This is a genomic window from Paenibacillus sp. Marseille-Q4541, assembly GCF_018310695.1.
Classification (GTDB): domain Bacteria; phylum Bacillota; class Bacilli; order Paenibacillales; family Paenibacillaceae; genus Paenibacillus.
This window is the reverse complement of the sequence record NZ_JAGXCY010000003.1, coordinates 46,181-63,627: the sequence shown is the minus strand read 5'-3', so window position 1 is coordinate 63,627 and position 17,447 is coordinate 46,181. Positions and strand designations below refer to the sequence as shown.

The following is a 17,447-nucleotide window of genomic DNA, read 5'->3' as shown; positions in this document are numbered from 1 at the left end:
AAAATAAAAGGCCCCGCTACGATTAGCAGGACCTATTCATATAAAGTTGTTAGTGAGATGCCGTGTATTCTTCCATTTCAGATGCAGGATCGAATTTCTCTCTGCTCATCGCAAAAGCTGCAATCAAAGCAATGACTGAGGGAATAATTGCCCAAGCAAAGGTGTGTGCAAGAGACGAAGACAGCGCCTCCGTAATCTTCTCTAGGATAGAATCAGGAATTTGTTCCCTAGTTCCCGGAGTTAGGATTTTACTTGGATCGCTCAGATCGACGCTATCTGGTACTTGAGCTCCGCTGCCAAACATGGCTGTTAATTTATTCGCAAACAGATGACTTTGAATGATACCGAATACCGTAATCCCTAGTGTCATTCCTAATTCCCGCGTGAAGCTAAGCGTTGAACTTGCAGAGCCCCTTTGTTTTGCTGAGAATCCATGAATTGCGGCATTACTAAGTACAGAGAATGAAGAGCCTATTCCTAGACCGATTAATATCATGAATATCGTAATCATGAGACGAGAAGTATCCGTCGTTATCGTGGTAAGTAGAGCTGTACCAACCACAAGCAGTGCTAAGGTCGGAATCATAATAGATCGAAAATTAAACTTGTTAAGCAAGAAACCGCCACCACCGGCTGTAATCACCGATCCAACCATCATCGGAAGTAGGACAAGCCCTGAATTTGTAGCTGAGCCTCCTAACACACCTTGAATGAATACCGGAATGTATACAGAAGCAGTAATAAAAGCCGCACCGCTGAAAATAGCCATCAGATTACTTGTTGTATAAAGACGATTCTTGAACATTCCAAAGGTGATAATAGGTTCATCCGCACGGCGCTCTACGAAAATGAAACCGATAATAAGTGCAACAAAGCCAGTAAACAAACCAATAATCATGCCGGAATTCCATGCATATTCCTTACCGCCGAGCTCAAGAGCAAACATTAAACAAAGAATGGAAGCTACCAAGGTAAATGCGCCAAGATAGTCGATTTTTTCTTTGGAATGCTCTACTGATTCTTTATAGAAGAAAACAATCATCAAAAATGCAATAAGGCCAACGGGCAAGTTAATATAGAAGATCCATCTCCAATTGATATAATCCGTAATATAAGCCCCTATGAGAGGACCAAAGATGCTGGAAATCCCATATGCGGCACCAAACAACCCGCCAATCTTACCCCGATTTTCCGGAGCAACGACATCAAACATGATTGTGAATGCGATCGGTACAAGTGCCCCACCGCCAATACCCTGAATCGCGCGATATATACTTAGTTGTACGATAGAATCAGCTGTACCACATAATGCAGAACCAATCATAAATACAACAATACCGAAAATGAAAAATCGCTTGCGCCCATACATATCCGATAATTTACCGAAGATCGGCATACCCGCCATCTCTGCTACCATATAAGCAGAGGTGACCCACATTAATTTGTCAAAACCGCCCAGATCTCCAACAATCGTACCTATGGCGGTTGCTGTGATGGTGTTATCCATCGATGCCATTAGCGTGGCGAGCAACAAAGCTGTAATAATGACGCCTATTTTATTTCCCTTTACCATGTTTCACTTTCCCTCCACGTTTGGCCTATTTCTTAATATCCATAATTCCGTTTGCTTGCTCTGAATAATCAGAACATTCCACCCAGTTCATCTTAATAAATGAGATCATTTTAAGTTAATATTTCAACTTCAAATTATCTCGTCTATCAAATATCTCGATTATCGAGATAAATAAATACTAAAAGGAGCTCTATCTTTTGTCAAGCCTCAAAACAATTCAAACGAAGGACATGTATGAATATTACGTCTCGACGATGAGAGGATCATTATGATCAACTTCGCAAAACAAATAGGACGAAAGCAAACCAGTCATGGTGTTGACTGCTTGATTTCGTCCTATTTCATTCGATCAAGTACAATAACTTAATATTTGTCTATGGCAAAGTTGTTCAACTTATTTTCAGCAGTAAGTAAGGCATCGGTAACCCCATTATTACCCTGAGCTTGTATTCTTCTAAAATAAAGGCTCCGCAGTACATTTTTGCTGTTTACTCTAGCAATATCCTGACGCCGGTTTCTCGGTCCTTCAATACAAGTAGATAATTTCCCTATCCAATCTGTCATTTTCTCTGAAGGGACAAGGTTCTGTATAATCTGGGTGTCCAAAATGCTAGCAATTCGCTCATCCTCTTCTTCACTGAAAATATGTACGCCATTCCATAGCATTGTTCGGACTGCATCTAATACTTCAAGTTGCACAACCAGATCGCTCTCTGGACATTGCACCAGCTCCTCCAGTGCATCAGCACCATGGGCTGCACTATGAGCCCAGCCTCCCTCCAGCAACAAACCTCTTAAATCTTTTTCTTCTATATAATAGCGAATCAGAGCTGTTTTCAGATGTTGAAATTGTTCGTGATTTAGAAATGGCTGCTGCCAATGACATCTTATGATCAATGCGATAGGTAGAACTGAGAACGTTCGGGTAAAAACAGATTGATCTCCGACGTTCCCAATCTGATAGAATAAATGTTCCTCATCCGTAAGAATTTCCAAAAGATTTCTTAATTCTGAATCTGTAAATCGACCCTGCTCACTAATCCAGGTATAAAAAGTAGGATAGATTAACTCATCCCGGAGTTCAGGATCAGGGTCTCCAATGTATTCTAACATGAGATTTATAAAGTCCTGCAGATTCTCACCCTCACGAAGCTGGTATTTCTCTCTCTCAATCCTTTTCAAATCGTTCATGAATGCTATGCGCGTATTGCTCACTTCCCCAACCCCTTCAATATCTCTAACAATAATTAGCTTCCTTTGCCAACGATGTCACGATACTATTTCTGGACTAGGCAATACAATTCCTTCTATCAGAACGTTTTACCGTTAGATGGAGCGATTGGAGAGTAAGCCGCTACAATAAGAACATCGACATGGCGCGCATGCCGAACCATGTACTGAACGATATTCCCACCTCTACCTAGTCGTACTCGCTTTCGGTGAATGGGCTGACCTAGTATCATTTGCGTTGCCTTTTCTTCATTGGCTAGTCTAATAAGGACTTCAGCAACTTCATGCCGGTTCCCGGCAGATACAATACGAAATGTACCTCCAAGCCGTTCCGTCATCGTCTCTAGTTCTCGAAGCTGGTGTACTCCTTCTTTGGATATTTCCGCTCCTTTTAGCTGTACATAAGTAACGTACCAAGCGGCTTTCAGCCGATGAGCAATACGAAACCCTCTCCGAATCAATCGGTCTGCACCCTGTTTGATATCTATGCAGACATGAATGACCTCTTCCCTTCGCCAGGGTCCTCTAAGTGCGTTTTTCCGTTCCCAAGCTTCTAGCCTCTCATCAACATCATCTGCTAATTCCCTGAGAGCAAGTTCTCTTAATGCAATTAAATTCCCTTCTTTAAAAAAATGCTGCAACGCTTGACCTACCTTTTCACGTGCATATATTTTTCCGTCCTGCATTCTTTTTTGTAGTGTTCTTGGAGCAACATCAACAATCTGAACTTCATCTGCAAGACGAAGAATTGAATCAGGAACGGTCTCGCGGACTCGAATCCCCGTTATCTGCTCCACAGCGTCATTTAAACTTTCGAGATGCTGAACATTCATCGTAGAAATAACCGATATGCCCGCGTTCAGCAGTTCCATCACATCTTCATAACGTTTTTTCAACTTACTTCCAGGGACATTGGTATGAGCCAATTCATCAACCAAGACGACTTCCGGTGCGATTTTGAGAATAGCTTCCGTATTCATCTCTTGCAGCTTGGTTCCCCGGTAATCTATTTTATTAGTAGGAATTAAATGCAGTTCTCCAACCTGAGCCTGTGTCTCTATACGCCCATGTGTTTCTAATAGACCAATTTGAACATCAATTCCGCTCTTTAGAAGATCATTTCCCTCTCGCAGCATCGTGTACGTTTTACCTACACCAGGTGCGGCTCCAATGTACACCTTAAATTTTCCGCGCCTGATATGACTGAGCTTTTCTTGAACAATTTCTGTATCACGGAGATGTTTATATCCCCCTTCACTAGCGACTCCTATGGTCTTCGTAGGAAGAATACGTTCCCCATCATGATCTGCACGATCAGCGACGAGGAACACATCCACATTTCTAATTTTTCGCAACACTTCTCGAATAATAGACCCTTTACGGAATTCCTGCCATCTAGACTGCTTCGAATGACCAAGTACAATTCGGGTTACCCCATTTTTTAAAGCATATTCTACAATTTCATCAGAAAACCCGTATCTTGGGCGGAGCGGCATCTCCTGAAATTTACCTCCTACTTTGTCTACCAACTGAATCATCGCACGTTTAAATGTAGCTTCCTCTTTGGATAACGGTAGTTTGGGATTCACATAAGTGACCACTCTTAGATCTCCGTTTAATCTTCTTGCAATCTGTTGTCCACGGCGAATGTAAATGGAACCATTAAAATGATATTGAGCGGTGACCAGAATTCGTTCACCAGCACCTGAAGGTCCTGTATATCCTTTCTCTTCCCTGTGCTTCTCAAGCGATTCACTAACCCCTTCTGCTACGAGCCGCAATGCGAGCTCGCGCAGAACTGCAATATTCCCTTTTTTCAGCACCGATTGTTCTTGATTGATATCTAGATTTTCATTTTCAATCCGGCTTAGTAATTTTTCAGGAGTGACATCCACAATTCGAACTTCATCGGCCATCTCAAGAACGTGACTCGGTAGTATCTCACTTGTCTTTATCCCTGTCAGCTTCTTAGCCATATGCTGTATGCCTTCCAGTTCATAGGCATTTACGGTCGTAATTACACTGATTCCTTGCTTGAGAAGCTGCTCAACTTCTTCCAATCGAGTTCGGTATCTGGCTTCCGGACGATTCCGATGAGCAAGTTCATCCACAAGCACAACTTCCGGATTCCGAATCATGAGCGCCTCCATGTCCAGATCAAAGATTTCGCTTTCGGCTCTCGTCCATTGCTTTCCCGGGATCTGCTCTATCCCCTTCGTTAGCTCTACGTTCGAAATTCGGTTTGAAAGGTTGAGTGATCCGATGACGACATCTACACCTTGCTCCTTCAAAGATTGACCTTCGAGCAGCATATGATAGGTTTTACCTGTTCCACTCACCGCACCTACAAGGATTTCGAACCTGCCTAGGCCAAGCTTTGCAATCGATTCAAGAAGCTCTTCTGGCGTTTTTCTTCTATAATTCTCGATGCGGTCTCCCTCCCTATTAAGGAATTGAAAGATGCGACTGAAGGTCCAGATTTAGTTCCAGGACAGTAACGACAGGCTCTCCCAAAAATCCAAATTGTCTATCTGATATATGTTTTTCGACCAGTTGTTCAAGTTCTTCTTGTGAGATGCCTGTAGCTTTACTGATTCTTGGAATTTGCACCCTAGCGGCTTCAGGACTAATATGCGGATCTAAACCCGAACCAGAATTCGTCACCAGCTCAAGAGGCACCTCGGATATCTGCACATCCGGATTTTCACTTGACCAAGCTTCGATCGATGCCTTAGTTCGCGTAAGGAGATCGGGATTAGAAGGTGCGTAGTTGGCAGACCCCGAACCCAGCGCATTATATTCAATACTAGAAACCCTTCCCTGGAAATACCCAGGTTCTGTAAAGCTCTGTCCAATGAGTTCAGAACCGACCAATTGCTTTTGATCGTCGTAGATTAAACTTCCATCGGCTTGATAAGGCATGAATAACTGTGCAATCCCCGTAACAACGAGATTGTAACCCAGACCGAGCAATATCATAAATACGATACTCATTCGTAACGATATCATCCATACACGCATAACGTATTCTCCCTTTCCTACACCCAAATGTGAACGATTAAGTCAAGTAATTTGATACCGATAAAAGGAACAATGACCCCGCCCACTCCATAGATCAGCAAGTTACGAGTTAGCAAGCCCGAAGTACTTACCTTTCTATACCGGATTCCTTTCATCGCAAGCGGAATTAATAGCGGAATGATAATAGCATTAAAAATAAGTGCTGATAAAATCGCTGAAGTTGGTGAACCAAGCTTCATAATATTGAGAACTTCCAGCTCAGGAATAGCGAGCATAAACATCGCTGGGATGATCGCAAAATATTTAGCAATATCGTTTGCGATACTAAACGTAGTTAGTGCTCCTCTCGTCATTAGAAGCTGTTTACCGATGGCAACCACTTCAATAATTTTCGATGGATCTGAGTCCAGATCGACCATATTCGCTGCTTCCTTGGCAGCTACCGTACCGCTATTCATTGCAATCCCTACGTCGGCTTGGGCAAGTGCTGGGGCATCATTAGTACCGTCACCTGTCATGGCGACCAGTTTGCCTTCCGCTTGCTCACGCCGAATAACGGCAATTTTATCCTCTGGTGTACTTTCAGCAATATAGTCATCCACACCTGCTTCCCGCGCAATCGTTGCTGCGGTCAGGGGATTATCACCGGTACACATGATTGTTTTTATACCCATCTCCCGAAGCTGATCAAATCTTTCTTTCATCCCGGGTTTCACCGTATCTTTCAAATAAATCAGACCATAAATCTCTCTATCTACAGCAACCGCAAGCGGTGTACCCCCGGCCGTGGAGATGGCGTCGCTGTTCGAATCCAGATTCGCCGGTATCGATCCACCTTGCTGAAGAACCCACTTTTTAACTGCATCGACGGCACCTTTACGTACTTTCCTACCATCTTGAAGGTCCATACCGCTCATTCTTGTCTCTGCCTTAAATTCAATGAATTCTGAGCCAGATGCTATAGCAGCATCGTAAGTAAGCGACTGCTTTTTCATAAGTTCAAGCACAGAACGCCCTTCCGGCGTTTCGTCTTTTACCGAACTGATGGCAGCCCACTCAGCAACGGAAGTTAGCGAATGCTCACCTACTGGAATAAATTCACTCGCCATCCGGTTACCAAAGGTGATGGTTCCTGTCTTATCCAAAATGATCGTATTTATGTCACCTGAAGCTTCTACAGCTTTACCGGACATGGCTAAAACGTTGAATTGGGTTACTCTGTCCATCCCCGCGATTCCGATTGCAGATAATAGCCCCCCGATTGTGGTTGGAATAAGACACACGAGCAGCGCAATGAGAATTGGAATTTCAAGTTCGATTTCCAAATAGTTTGCGAAAAATGGGAGCGTAACAACAACCATCATAAATATCATTGTAAGACTTGTTAACACGGTGTTTAACGCAATTTCATTTGGTGTTTTTTGGCGTTTTGCTCCTTCTACCAAGGAAATCATACGATCAAGAAAAGATTCTCCCGGATCGCTTGTGATGCGAACCTTAATGCTGTCACTCACCACTCGTGTTCCTCCGGTTACTGAGCTGAAATCTCCCCCAGCTTCTTTAATAACAGGAGCCGACTCACCTGTGATGGCTGATTCATCTACTGAAGCTAACCCTTCGATGACTTCCCCGTCACCCGGAATCCATTCCCCTTGAGATACGTACACGATATCCCCTTTTCGAAGTTCTGTAGAAGGAACCAATTTCATTTGATCTCCTGACATTTTGTTCGCTGTAATTTCCTGTTTCGTCTTTTTCAGCGTATCGGCTTGTGCTTTCCCTCGGCCTTCAGCCAATGCCTCGGCAAAATTCGCGAATAATACGGTGAAAAGTAATATGATTGCCACTGTGATATTAAAGCCCCGTGATCCCTGCGTACCGAATGCGTCCGGAACGGCAATCAGAAAAAGAGTAATGATGAGTCCAATTTCTACAACAAACATGATCGGGTTACGAACCATTACCCTTGGGTCTAATTTATAGACGGCTTCTTTCATGGCTTTTTGAACCAGTGCTTTATTCAACAAGGATTTCTTCTGTCCCATGCCGTATTTCCTCCATTAATCTTATATTTATGACAGTTCGCTAAAGTTCACAAGATCCCATTCTTGTTAAGGAGTCAATGTGAGATGTTCAGCTATCGGACCAAGTACCAATGCCGGGAAGAAAGTCAAAGCCCCTACGATCAGCACAGTACCTACAAAGACACCAGCGAATAATCCCGTATCCGTCCGGAATGTACCAATCGTCACAGGTACTGCTTTCTTCTCTGACAGCGATCCCGCTACAGCAAGCAGCATTACGATGGAGAGGTAACGTCCTAAATACATCACAACACCCGTTGATATGTTCCAGAAGGGCGTTGCATCACCCAATCCTTCAAATCCTGAACCATTATTCGCTGCCGATGAGGTGTATTCATACAGCACTTGAGATAATCCATGAAAACCTGGATTGGATATGGTATCTGCATTCGTAAATAGCGCCAGTGCCGTTGGAGCTAGAATCAACAAAGGCTGAATCAGCAAACAAATCGCAATCAGCTTCATTTCCTTACCTTCCAGCTTTTTACCGAGAAACTCTGGTGTCCTCCCCACCATAAGTCCCGACAAGAAGACCGCAATTAGTGCGTACATCAATACATTGAGAAATCCAGCACCCATGCCGCCAAATACCGTATTCAGCATCATATTAGCTAGGGTAATCAGTCCGCCAATCGGTGTTAGCGTATCGTGCATCGTATTGACTGCACCGGTCTCTGACGCCGTCGTAACAACGGAATATAATGAAGATAATGCTACGCCAAACCTAGTTTCTTTCCCTTCCATGCTCCCTGCTTCTTGCTGGCCAGCCAGTGACTGAAGAGCTGGATTTCCACTACTCTCCGCTGCGAGTGATGCTCCCATGAGTACAAGGAACATGACCGCCATGGATATGAATAATACACGCCCTTGTTTTTTATTCCCTACCATTTTTCCATATGCGAAAGGCAGTGAGGTAGTAACGAGCAGCATCAATACCATTTGAAGCAGATTCGAAAATCCGTTTGGATTCTCAAATGGATGTGCTGAATTGACACCGAAAAAACCGCCGCCGTTATTCCCTAGCTCTTTAATCGAAAGAAACGACCCTACTGGACCTCTAGCTATTTCTTGTATAGTCCCCTCCACCGTGGTAGCTACAGCCGTCGGTTTGAGCGTCTGTGGAACGCCTGCTGCAATGAACAACAAGGCTGTGATAAAAGCTATCGGTAGCAGAATTCTCGTAATACTCCGAACCAAATCCACAAAAAAGTTACCAAGTGGCTTACCAGAAATCCCTCGAATAAAAGCAATGACTGCAGCAAATGCCGAGGCAGGAGCAGTGAACATTAAAAATACGATCGCAATCATTTGAGAGAAGTAACTGAGTCCGGATTCTCCGCTGTAATGCTGGAGATTCGTGTTCGTCATAAAACTTATGGCTGTATTGAAAGCAGTTGTAGGCTCCATACCGGATATTCCACTCGGATTCAGCGGTAGATGACCTTGAAAACGAAAGATGAGATATACGATAAAGATCATTACCGTATTACTGAGAACAAAAGCAGTAGCATATTGCTTCCAGGTCTGATTCACCATTTTGATCCCACTTAAACGGTAAACGGGAGATTCAATCCACCCAAACCACCGGTCAGTTTTATTTTTTTCGTAGTTAAACGCACTTGCTATATAAAGTCCCATGGGACGCGCAAGGAGCAAAACAATGAGAAGCGTCACAAAGATGGATATCACCGTTGCCATATGAATAAGTCCTCCTATAGTTTGTTTTTACAAGATCAATTCATTTGAGATCCTGCTTTCTCTTAGAACCGTTCAGGATGCAGCAGTACATAAGTCAGATAGACAAACATCGCGATGACAATACCAAACAGAACCCATATCATTTGTTTTCACTCCCTTCAGATATCACCTTTTCAGAGCCCTGTATAAGTCCTACAGCAATCAAAGTTAATACAATAAATAAAGTAATCATGGCTAGATCGAGCATTTTCTAACACCTCCAGTCGGTTTCAAAGTAAAAATGATAGATCATCACTGTGGCTATGAATGACATGATCCGCTCCAAGCCCTCTGTAAATTAAACGCGGTTTACCGCGCTGTGAAATTACATATATTGGACTTCCTGTCCAGGATCTACAAATTTGAATGTACCTGCAGCAGAGAGGTAGACTGTCTTCAAATAAGAAGACTCTACCTACGTTGAATTCAGGAATGATCCATGAATCCTTAGAGATCAGATCTACTTCTACACATAAAGGAACACCTATGCTGTTCATCTCTTCCTGTTCATTTTTCCGACTAATCAGCACCGCAAACGGTATTTCCCTTGATAGTAAAGATTGAATAAAGTGAATGCCTGCTGGATTACCAGCGGAAACGATAATTTTTTCCTGCATCAGTTCCATCTGTTTTTCCTCCCGTTTTCTCTTAAGAGACCACAAAAAAGAAGCTGGAGATAGAGGATCTCTTCTCGCAGCTTCTTTTTGAGCTAGCGGAACAAAGCCGCTGCTAAATAGAGCTCGACATCTTGAGGTCTCTCTCGTGTACGCTTACGAGGTTAGCTGACGGATTCGGGCGTGAGAGTCGCCCTACCTTCATTTTCAATCCGGAATATCGTATCCCGGTTTTATATGAAGGATTCACCCCTGAAGCTATATAGAAGCTTCTGTTGGTTCCCCCGATCCTTTTACAAGGATTCAGCGATATAATGTACCCTTTTTACTAATCGTGATAACGAAACTTCATCACCGTTCCCTTCGCTGCAAATCATTTATGGATTGAATCATAATCCCGCGTAGGAATAGTGTAAAGAATACCGGCGATTCATATGGAGTAGTTTTCATTCTTTTAAGTCACTAATCAATAGACATACTCTTATATTCTTCTTCTATCTCGATCATTCTCGTAAATACTAAGAAATCACGTAATCATCTAATAACGTGAGCAAAGAAGTAGATAATGAGAGGATTTGGATTTGGTAATCGCTTACTTGAGGGAATATGGCAAAAAACCGCTTCTATAAGCCAGTAAAAGAAACGGATACAAAAAGAGGTGAAATCCCTCGTTGTATCCGTTTTCTTCAATGATAATCACTGAATTCAGGTCAATATTCGCTTTACCGAATATTTACATTATGTAAGTACGCGCGTAAGATGTTCATCATATTTAGCGATGAATTCGTTTCTATGGAGGTTGATCGTCTGTGGCTCTTACCTATGTAATGGATGCCGCTTCTAAAGTTCGGCACTCTTTTCCTATTGGTTCGATGGAAATCATTCGATATGATGTGCGTCAGCTGCCTTTTTTTACTTTGGAGTCGCGCTATGTCGGTTTACTTAAAATTTCTTGTGGTGGGATCGATGGTTTTGCCGAATTTAATCTCCCCAAACAACGACAGCCTGCCGATCTCATCCGGTGGATTTCGGTCATCCGTTGTTTGAAAGGTTTACAACTTGAGGAGGCACAGACTTATATTCGTAAGTGTGAACAAGAATGGGGACCAGATCGAATAGGGGTTGTACGCGCAGCTCTAAGTGATATAGAAGGAAAACTGGTCTGCCGGGAGGAAGAAATGGATGCACGGCTTGCAGAGCCATTTGATCGTACTTTTATGATGGATCACGCGCTGACATATTACTCTTTTTAGTAATGTCGAGGTGTATATTTCATTTAGAAGAGGAACTAACGATAATAAAGATGTAACTATCCCTGAATGGATTGTTACATCTTTTCGCCTTTCCAGCCTAAAATCCCATTTTCAATAACCATGCAGCGAGTCTTTCTTCCCTGTTCCTAAAATTCCCCATCGCTTCATTGTATTTGCCAAGATGCAGCTGAGCCGTTATATTTCCATCTAGCATGTACATTACACGCTCTGCATTAGCAGCGACTTTCGCATCATGAGTTGCGATCAGGACTGCTGTGCCCGCACTGTTAATCTCGTTCAAAATCCCCATCATTTCACCCGCTGATTTAGAGTTCAGCGCACCCGTCAGTTCATCACCAAAGATGATCGCAGGCTCATTGATGAGTGCGCGGCAGATGGCAGCCCGCTGTAATTGCCCTCCTGATACCTGTGTGATATCACGCTCAGCGAGAGCTAAAATCCCCGTTCTTTTCATTAATTCATTTGCTCTTTTATTAAGAGAACTCCGTTTGCTCTTCTTCGCGAGGTATGTGGACAATATAATGTTATCACGAATATTCAAGTTTTTTAGCAGGTGCATTTGCTGAAAAATAAATCCCATCCTATTTAGCCTTAATTCAGCCAATTCTTGCTCGGAAAGATCGGTAAGCTCTTGTCCTTCAAACATAACACTTCCCGAACTTATTTTGTCCATACCGCTGACCGAATACAGTAGTGTCGATTTACCAGAGCCAGAAGGACCCATAACAGCTACGAACTCACCAGGCCAAATCTGCAAATGAATATCCTTTAATACGTGGTTACTAGCATATTCCTTATTTAATCCCTTCGTTTCCAATATAGGCATCCTATCCCCCCTCATGATTTGGTAATGTGTTCAAAGGTACTGTAAGTTTTCGTAATACGAGTGTTGAGCAAAGTTGTACCCGATACAATAGCTATAAAGCCGAGAGGATAAAGTACATAGGTAGCCACCGGACTAAATACTAAATGAATTTGGGAAGCCCCCATAAATGAGCCAATAACTTGAACAAAACTTTGACCCATGGTTACCGCACCTAACGTTCCAAAGATAACCCCCATCCCTCCCACCAAGAGCATTTTTATCAAATACTGTGCTTGGATATCTCGAAGAGTAAAACCAAGACTTCTCATCGCAGCCATTTGTGAAGCGTCCTTCATAAGCAACATTTTTATGAATAACGTCGTAATGAGGACTAAGATAGATAGAGAAATGACAATCGCTAGAATGGTAACAAGCTTTAATTGACTGATTGTATTTCCAAGGGTTTGTGATAAATAGCTTTTCAGATGCGTAATTTTTGCTGGATAGAAGGCATTCGTATATTGATCTATTTTCTCCTGAAGTGAAACACTTGATTTTACATCAATCGCTGCGACATACCACAGCACATGGTTTGGATCATAAGATAATCGTGCTTTTGCCGTTCGGCCACCATTCGTGATATCCTGATAGATTCCGCTAATCTTCATTTGTATTTTTTCACCATCTTTTTGTAGTACAAGTGAGTCCTTTGACTTTTTACTCAGGTCTTTGGCAAGTAGAACGGAAAGTGCAATCTCATCCTCCTCATTGGGTGCTGAACCGTTGATGTACGACAAAGGAAAAATTGTGAAATCTCCTGTTTCTACGTTTACACTTTTCCACATCCCTTCATTGTCTAATACTTTGAAGCGAGAGGTAATCAGTGGGGAGAACTTCTCGATATCTGGATCTTTTTTAATAACCTTCGTCAGTTGTTCAAACCTTTGCTGAGTGCTCGCTGATTGAGGTAAGTCAATACGGATGTCGCTCTGTCCAACCCCCATATAGGTAATAAAACTAGGCAATTGCAACGTGTGTAATAAACCTAACGGTAAGATGATGATAAATACATTGGTTGCATAAACGAAAAACAATAACACAAATAAGCTAAAACGCCCGAATACGTCTTTTATTCCGAGAAATACGTTTACGTTCAAGAATTTGCGTTTGCTCAGCTGTATTCTTCCTAAACGTGTCGCTGATTTTAGAGAAGCACCCATCCTTAGAGACTCTACTGCCGAAATACCATGTAATCTTCGAAGCATCACTCTACAAAAAAAGACCACGATTCCGAAAATGAAGCAGACTGCTAGAATGGGAATCAAATATGGAAGCCAACCTTTCGAGACAGTACCTAAATAAAGACTTATATTTGTGGTAAATGACCGCATGACAATAAGAGAAATCACATATCCACATGCAGAAGCTAGTGCAGCCAGAACGATATATTTTGCCAGGTAGATGCGTTTGATATTGTTATTTGATATACCAATGGCTTTCATGACGCCAATTTCCCGGTAATCCTCCTCCATCGTCGCAATGATCGTGAACCTTAGGCAGAGAATTGCAATGATCATAAGGAGAAAACTTACAAGAATAATGACAACAGCGATGATCCCATCCGTCAGGGCATTCAATAATTTAAATAAAGAATAGTCTATCGTTGGACCTTTGTTTGGCAAGTTGGAAGAATGATAACTACTGCTGAATTCGTTCAATTTGCTAAGATCAGTCAACAGAAATTCTATTAAATATTCAATCTCGCCTGTACGGTCTCTAAGGAATGAGAAATCTGTATCGTTCACAACAAAACGTTTGGAACTGACAATGGCGGGGTTCATTTGCACATCACGGACAAAATCGACGATTTTGAATTGCTTCATGAATCTGTCTGTCTTGATGAGGACGGGATCACCCAGCTTCAAGTTCTTCTGCTGCATGTAATAAATGGGCAGAGCAATTTCTCCTGGTGATACCTGAATAAGTTGATTATTTAAATTCAAAAGTAAATCAAATGAACGATTCTGCCTTACAAAACCGATGTCCATTACACTGCTCGCTTCCGAATGTTCAGTAGAGCCGATATATATGTTTGATCCTTCTATCCCTAGCATCTCTACCGTCTGCTGTTCTTTGACGAGCGGATTTGCCAGAGCAAACTTTTCAATCACATTTCTGTCTATGGACCCGGCATGCATTTGTACAAAATGAGGAGCTTTTGATTTGACTAGCAGATTATGTAATGAACCAGATAATTCCATAATAACATGTGAAGCAGAAGCGATAAGTAGTGCCGAAAGCATAATAAAAACAAATAATACGATCGTGATTATTTTATTCCTTTGAAAATCTCTCCTCACTATTTGCAGCAGCATATCTACTCTCTCGCCTCCTTTCTAAGCTCAAAGTAGTTAGGGATTATCCAGTATTCGAATAGATTTGAAACGTGGAATGAGAAGCGATAGGATCACAACAAATCCTCCAGAGAGGATGAATAGTAAACCAATCCCCCGACCCTCTCCAATCCCGATCATACTTACAACTGTAGGAGCGAGTAGTCCTCCTTCTCTCAATAGTGGATTAAAAACAGAGTCGGCCAAAGTGCCTGCTAATCCATACGCTGCTACATAACCTAGCTGAGAAAGTATACCGATTATCCCCCATGCACGCCCTTGTGCCTCACTCGCAATTTTTTTGCGGATCATCACGTCAGCGCTCGTATTGATAAACGGAAGGGAAGCAAAGAACATAAATCCGGTCACGGAAATAAAGTAAATATTCGTCGTTAGGCCTAGCATAGAGAAGAACATGCCAGCAAAGCCTAATCCAATCGCTAACACTCGGATATAATTGCTTTTTATATTGAAAATACCGATAAAGAGACTGCCGAAAAGCATACCAGCTGCGCTTAGAGACATGATTGTGCCGAGGGTTTTGGAATCCATATAGGGTAGAAGCATTGGGGTAAATAAGGTTTGGAGGAAACCCATGTAAAAAGTAACTACCGAAAGGATCATCGTAAGCTGTAGAACCCCTTGCGAAGCGAGAAGGGTGTTCCAACCTTCTTTTAAATCTTTAATGAACGTTTGTTTTCTTTTCGCTTTTTGTATAACATGTAGATTCTTTTTCACAACGAAAACAGCTAGGAGTGTAACAAAGAAGGTAGCGATGTCGATCATAAGTATGCTTCTGACATCCATCAGGCTAAGTAGTATTCCGGCAATAACCGGGGAGAGTAGATATTTAGAGGCGCCAGCAAGTTGTACAAGACCACTGGCTTTAGCAAACTGCTCTTCCGTTAATAAATCCGTTATGGTGGCTTTGTATGCTGGTTCTAACAAGGAAACAAATACGGAGCTAAATGTAACTCCAAAGCATATTTGCCAAAGAGCTGGGTCACCCAGAAACATGGCGATAAGTATAAAGATAAGTCCAAACGCTGAAAACAGATCGCCCACAATCATCATAAGCCTTCTATCAAACCGGTCTGCAAGCACTCCGCCAATCGGACCGAGTAAGATGGATGGGAGAAATGCACATAGAGTGACCAAAGCAACACTGCTAGCGGTCTCTGTCATCTGGTAAACATACACACCCAGTACAAAAGCTGTTAATCCGCTGCCGATACTGGATATCCATTCCCCAAGCCACAGCACCATGAAATATCCAAAGGATTTATTGTCCAATGACTTCATATTCATATTCGCCCCCATCCTTTCACCATCATCATAAGAAATCTAACCAAACATTTGGGTTACATAAGCAAAGCTACCTTTCTCCGCCCCAAGTGTAGTCTCCATGATGTATATAAAAGCTTTTATTTTTTGCAAGATTTCTTCAGGTGTCCACTTAAAAATCCCTTCATCAAATAGAAACTGGGAGGCAATAAGCAGAAACTCGATCGACTCACGTGGATAAGGCGTATGAAAAAGTTTTTCCTCGATTCCCTGCTCAATGACTTCAGTTAAAATTGGAGTTAATTGCAAAATGGTTTCCGCTAAACTTTTCTGATGGATCTGCGCATTATCCGGCTCGTGGAACTGCTCAATCATCTGACTCTTGCTCTGCGTATCCGGCTTCTGGGCCATAATGATCTGAAGCAGTTTCTCATGTACAGTAAGCTTCTTATTCATTGCAATCTGCTTTGCTGCCAGCACTCCGGTCTCGATATAGCGCATCACAACCGCATCCATAACCTCTTCTTTAGATTTAAAATAATAGTAGAACGTGCCCTTGGCGATACCAATGGCCTGTAACATATCGTTCACTGTTGTTTTGCTATATCCTTTCGTAAAAAAGAGCTGTTCCGCGGTGTCTAAAATCTCATTCCTACGTTCTTCAGGATCTTTGGTAATTCTCATCAAATCGGCCTCCATTTTATAGACTGACGGTCGGTCTATATTGATTATATATAATTCCCATCTTATGTCAATTGAAAAATACTTGGAAAACAAAAAAATCCGCGATATACGCGGATCAAATATCATCTTGTTTTCTTTTTTACATTTTCATCATTTTTCTTACATCTAAATTTAAAAGATAGTTGTACTTATCTGCATGTTTTTGCTCATCCGTAATAATTTCATAAACCATGTCTCTATAATATCGGTTCGGCAAACCTGCACGGATATTACGATAACGTTCTACTGCAGATAGCTCTCCGAAAAAAGCTTTTTTAACCCCTTCGATATATGAACTCGGTCTATTAAACTCCACTTCGTCTGGAGATACGATTGTTTGCCCCGTGAGATCTTGATAAATACTGCGAAACATTCGATTATGTTTTTGTTCATCATTTCGGATACTTTCTATAATATCTTTTTCTTCTTGGGAAGGTGCTTCTGAAATTAAGTAATCATAAAATAACTCATCCTCACGTTCACCCGTGACCGCATTTTTAATAAGCGTAAGCGCCTCTCCAAGTGTCTTATATGAATCCATTTCTTGTCGCATCTGTCCACACTGATAATACTGAGACCTCGTCGTTGCTGGATAATATATCATAGGAAAATGATAATTAGAATACATTAGTGCCCCTCCTTTATCGTTACTTTTCAGAACAATATATTCGGAGTGGGCGTATCGGTACCATGTCCAATGAATAAGTAA

Annotated in this window: 14 protein-coding genes and 1 riboswitch; of the genes, 1 reads left to right on the top strand and 13 read right to left on the bottom strand. The window is 42.1% G+C overall.

The annotated features are described in order from the left end of the window. Positions 1–49 precede the first annotated feature (49 nt). The 8 genes from KFT32_RS05200 to KFT32_RS05165 form a co-directional block, all read right to left on the bottom strand. Complete coding sequence (locus KFT32_RS05200; protein ID WP_211746075.1) at positions 50–1,573, bottom strand: MDR family MFS transporter; 1,524 nt, start codon at positions 1,571–1,573, stop codon at positions 50–52. A gap of 363 nt (positions 1,574–1,936) precedes the next feature. After that, positions 1,937–2,788 carry a DUF2785 domain-containing protein gene (locus KFT32_RS05195; protein ID WP_211746074.1) on the bottom strand — a complete coding sequence of 284 codons (852 nt, stop codon included), beginning with the start codon at positions 2,786–2,788 and terminating at the stop codon, positions 1,937–1,939. A gap of 95 nt (positions 2,789–2,883) precedes the next feature. Beyond that, on the bottom strand, positions 2,884–5,187 hold the full coding sequence (locus tag KFT32_RS05190) for a histidine kinase (RefSeq protein WP_349304870.1): 2,304 nt from the start codon (positions 5,185–5,187) through the stop codon (positions 2,884–2,886). 61 nt (positions 5,188–5,248) lie between these two features. After that, a complete protein-coding gene (gene kdpC, locus KFT32_RS05185) occupies positions 5,249–5,824 on the bottom strand; it encodes a potassium-transporting ATPase subunit KdpC (RefSeq protein WP_211746073.1) in 576 nt (191 codons plus the stop codon). Between the two features lie 17 nt (positions 5,825–5,841). Further along, entirely contained in the window at positions 5,842–7,869 is a 2,028-nt protein-coding gene (gene kdpB / locus KFT32_RS05180) for a potassium-transporting ATPase subunit KdpB (RefSeq protein ID WP_211746072.1), read from the bottom strand. Positions 7,870–7,935: 66 nt separating this feature from the next. Next, positions 7,936–9,606 carry a potassium-transporting ATPase subunit KdpA gene (gene kdpA, locus KFT32_RS05175; RefSeq protein ID WP_211746071.1) on the bottom strand — a complete coding sequence of 557 codons (1,671 nt, stop codon included), beginning with the start codon at positions 9,604–9,606 and terminating at the stop codon, positions 7,936–7,938. A 62-nt stretch (positions 9,607–9,668) separates the two neighbouring features. After that, positions 9,669–9,749 carry a potassium-transporting ATPase subunit F gene (locus KFT32_RS27650; RefSeq protein WP_211746276.1) on the bottom strand — a complete coding sequence of 27 codons (81 nt, stop codon included), beginning with the start codon at positions 9,747–9,749 and terminating at the stop codon, positions 9,669–9,671. Positions 9,750–9,875: 126 nt separating this feature from the next. Continuing rightward, the gene (locus tag KFT32_RS05165) at positions 9,876–10,271 is read right to left on the bottom strand and encodes a hypothetical protein (RefSeq protein ID WP_211746070.1); all 396 of its coding nucleotides are present in this window, start codon (positions 10,269–10,271) and stop codon (positions 9,876–9,878) included. A gap of 126 nt (positions 10,272–10,397) precedes the next feature. Beyond that, positions 10,398–10,578: riboswitch (cyclic di-AMP (ydaO/yuaA leader) on the bottom strand. 490 nt (positions 10,579–11,068) lie between these two features. On the opposite strand from KFT32_RS05165, the gene KFT32_RS05160 reads away from it, so the two are divergent. Beyond that, on the top strand, positions 11,069–11,512 hold the full coding sequence (locus tag KFT32_RS05160; protein ID WP_211746069.1) for a hypothetical protein: 444 nt from the start codon (positions 11,069–11,071) through the stop codon (positions 11,510–11,512). 97 nt (positions 11,513–11,609) lie between these two features. On the opposite strand, the gene KFT32_RS05155 is transcribed toward KFT32_RS05160, so the two are convergent. The 5 genes from KFT32_RS05155 to KFT32_RS05135 all read right to left on the bottom strand — a co-directional run bounded on the left by KFT32_RS05155 (position 11,610) and on the right by KFT32_RS05135 (position 17,366). Continuing rightward, entirely contained in the window at positions 11,610–12,359 is a 750-nt protein-coding gene (locus KFT32_RS05155) for an ABC transporter ATP-binding protein (RefSeq protein ID WP_211746068.1), read from the bottom strand. 11 nt (positions 12,360–12,370) lie between these two features. Further along, the gene (locus tag KFT32_RS05150) at positions 12,371–14,713 is read right to left on the bottom strand and encodes an ABC transporter permease (RefSeq protein ID WP_249435682.1); all 2,343 of its coding nucleotides are present in this window, start codon (positions 14,711–14,713) and stop codon (positions 12,371–12,373) included. Between the two features lie 36 nt (positions 14,714–14,749). Further along, positions 14,750–16,039 carry an MFS transporter gene (locus KFT32_RS05145; RefSeq protein ID WP_249435681.1) on the bottom strand — a complete coding sequence of 430 codons (1,290 nt, stop codon included), beginning with the start codon at positions 16,037–16,039 and terminating at the stop codon, positions 14,750–14,752. A gap of 36 nt (positions 16,040–16,075) precedes the next feature. Next, positions 16,076–16,699 carry a TetR/AcrR family transcriptional regulator gene (locus KFT32_RS05140; RefSeq protein WP_211746067.1) on the bottom strand — a complete coding sequence of 208 codons (624 nt, stop codon included), beginning with the start codon at positions 16,697–16,699 and terminating at the stop codon, positions 16,076–16,078. Positions 16,700–16,838: 139 nt separating this feature from the next. Next, entirely contained in the window at positions 16,839–17,366 is a 528-nt protein-coding gene (locus KFT32_RS05135; RefSeq protein WP_211746066.1) for a ferritin family protein, read from the bottom strand. Positions 17,367–17,447: the final 81 nt, after the last annotated feature.

Bases quoted from the DNA above. Each gene is read 5' to 3' on its own strand.
- KFT32_RS05200 (WP_211746075.1), bottom strand. From the start codon at position 1,573: ATGGTAAAGGGAAATAAAATAGGCGTCATTATTACAGCTTTGTTGCTC.
- kdpC (WP_211746073.1), bottom strand. From the start codon at position 5,824: ATGCGTGTATGGATGATATCGTTACGAATGAGTATCGTATTTATGATA.
- kdpB (WP_211746072.1), bottom strand. From the start codon at position 7,869: ATGGGACAGAAGAAATCCTTGTTGAATAAAGCACTGGTTCAAAAAGCC.
- kdpA (WP_211746071.1), bottom strand. From the start codon at position 9,606: ATGGCAACGGTGATATCCATCTTTGTGACGCTTCTCATTGTTTTGCTC.
- KFT32_RS27650 (WP_211746276.1), bottom strand. From the start codon at position 9,749: ATGATATGGGTTCTGTTTGGTATTGTCATCGCGATGTTTGTCTATCTG.
- KFT32_RS05165 (WP_211746070.1), bottom strand. From the start codon at position 10,271: ATGGAACTGATGCAGGAAAAAATTATCGTTTCCGCTGGTAATCCAGCA.
- KFT32_RS05155 (WP_211746068.1), bottom strand. From the start codon at position 12,359: ATGCCTATATTGGAAACGAAGGGATTAAATAAGGAATATGCTAGTAAC.
- KFT32_RS05150 (WP_249435682.1), bottom strand. From the start codon at position 14,713: ATGCTGCTGCAAATAGTGAGGAGAGATTTTCAAAGGAATAAAATAATC.
- KFT32_RS05145 (WP_249435681.1), bottom strand. From the start codon at position 16,039: ATGAATATGAAGTCATTGGACAATAAATCCTTTGGATATTTCATGGTG.
- KFT32_RS05140 (WP_211746067.1), bottom strand. From the start codon at position 16,699: ATGAGAATTACCAAAGATCCTGAAGAACGTAGGAATGAGATTTTAGAC.
- KFT32_RS05135 (WP_211746066.1), bottom strand. From the start codon at position 17,366: ATGTATTCTAATTATCATTTTCCTATGATATATTATCCAGCAACGACG.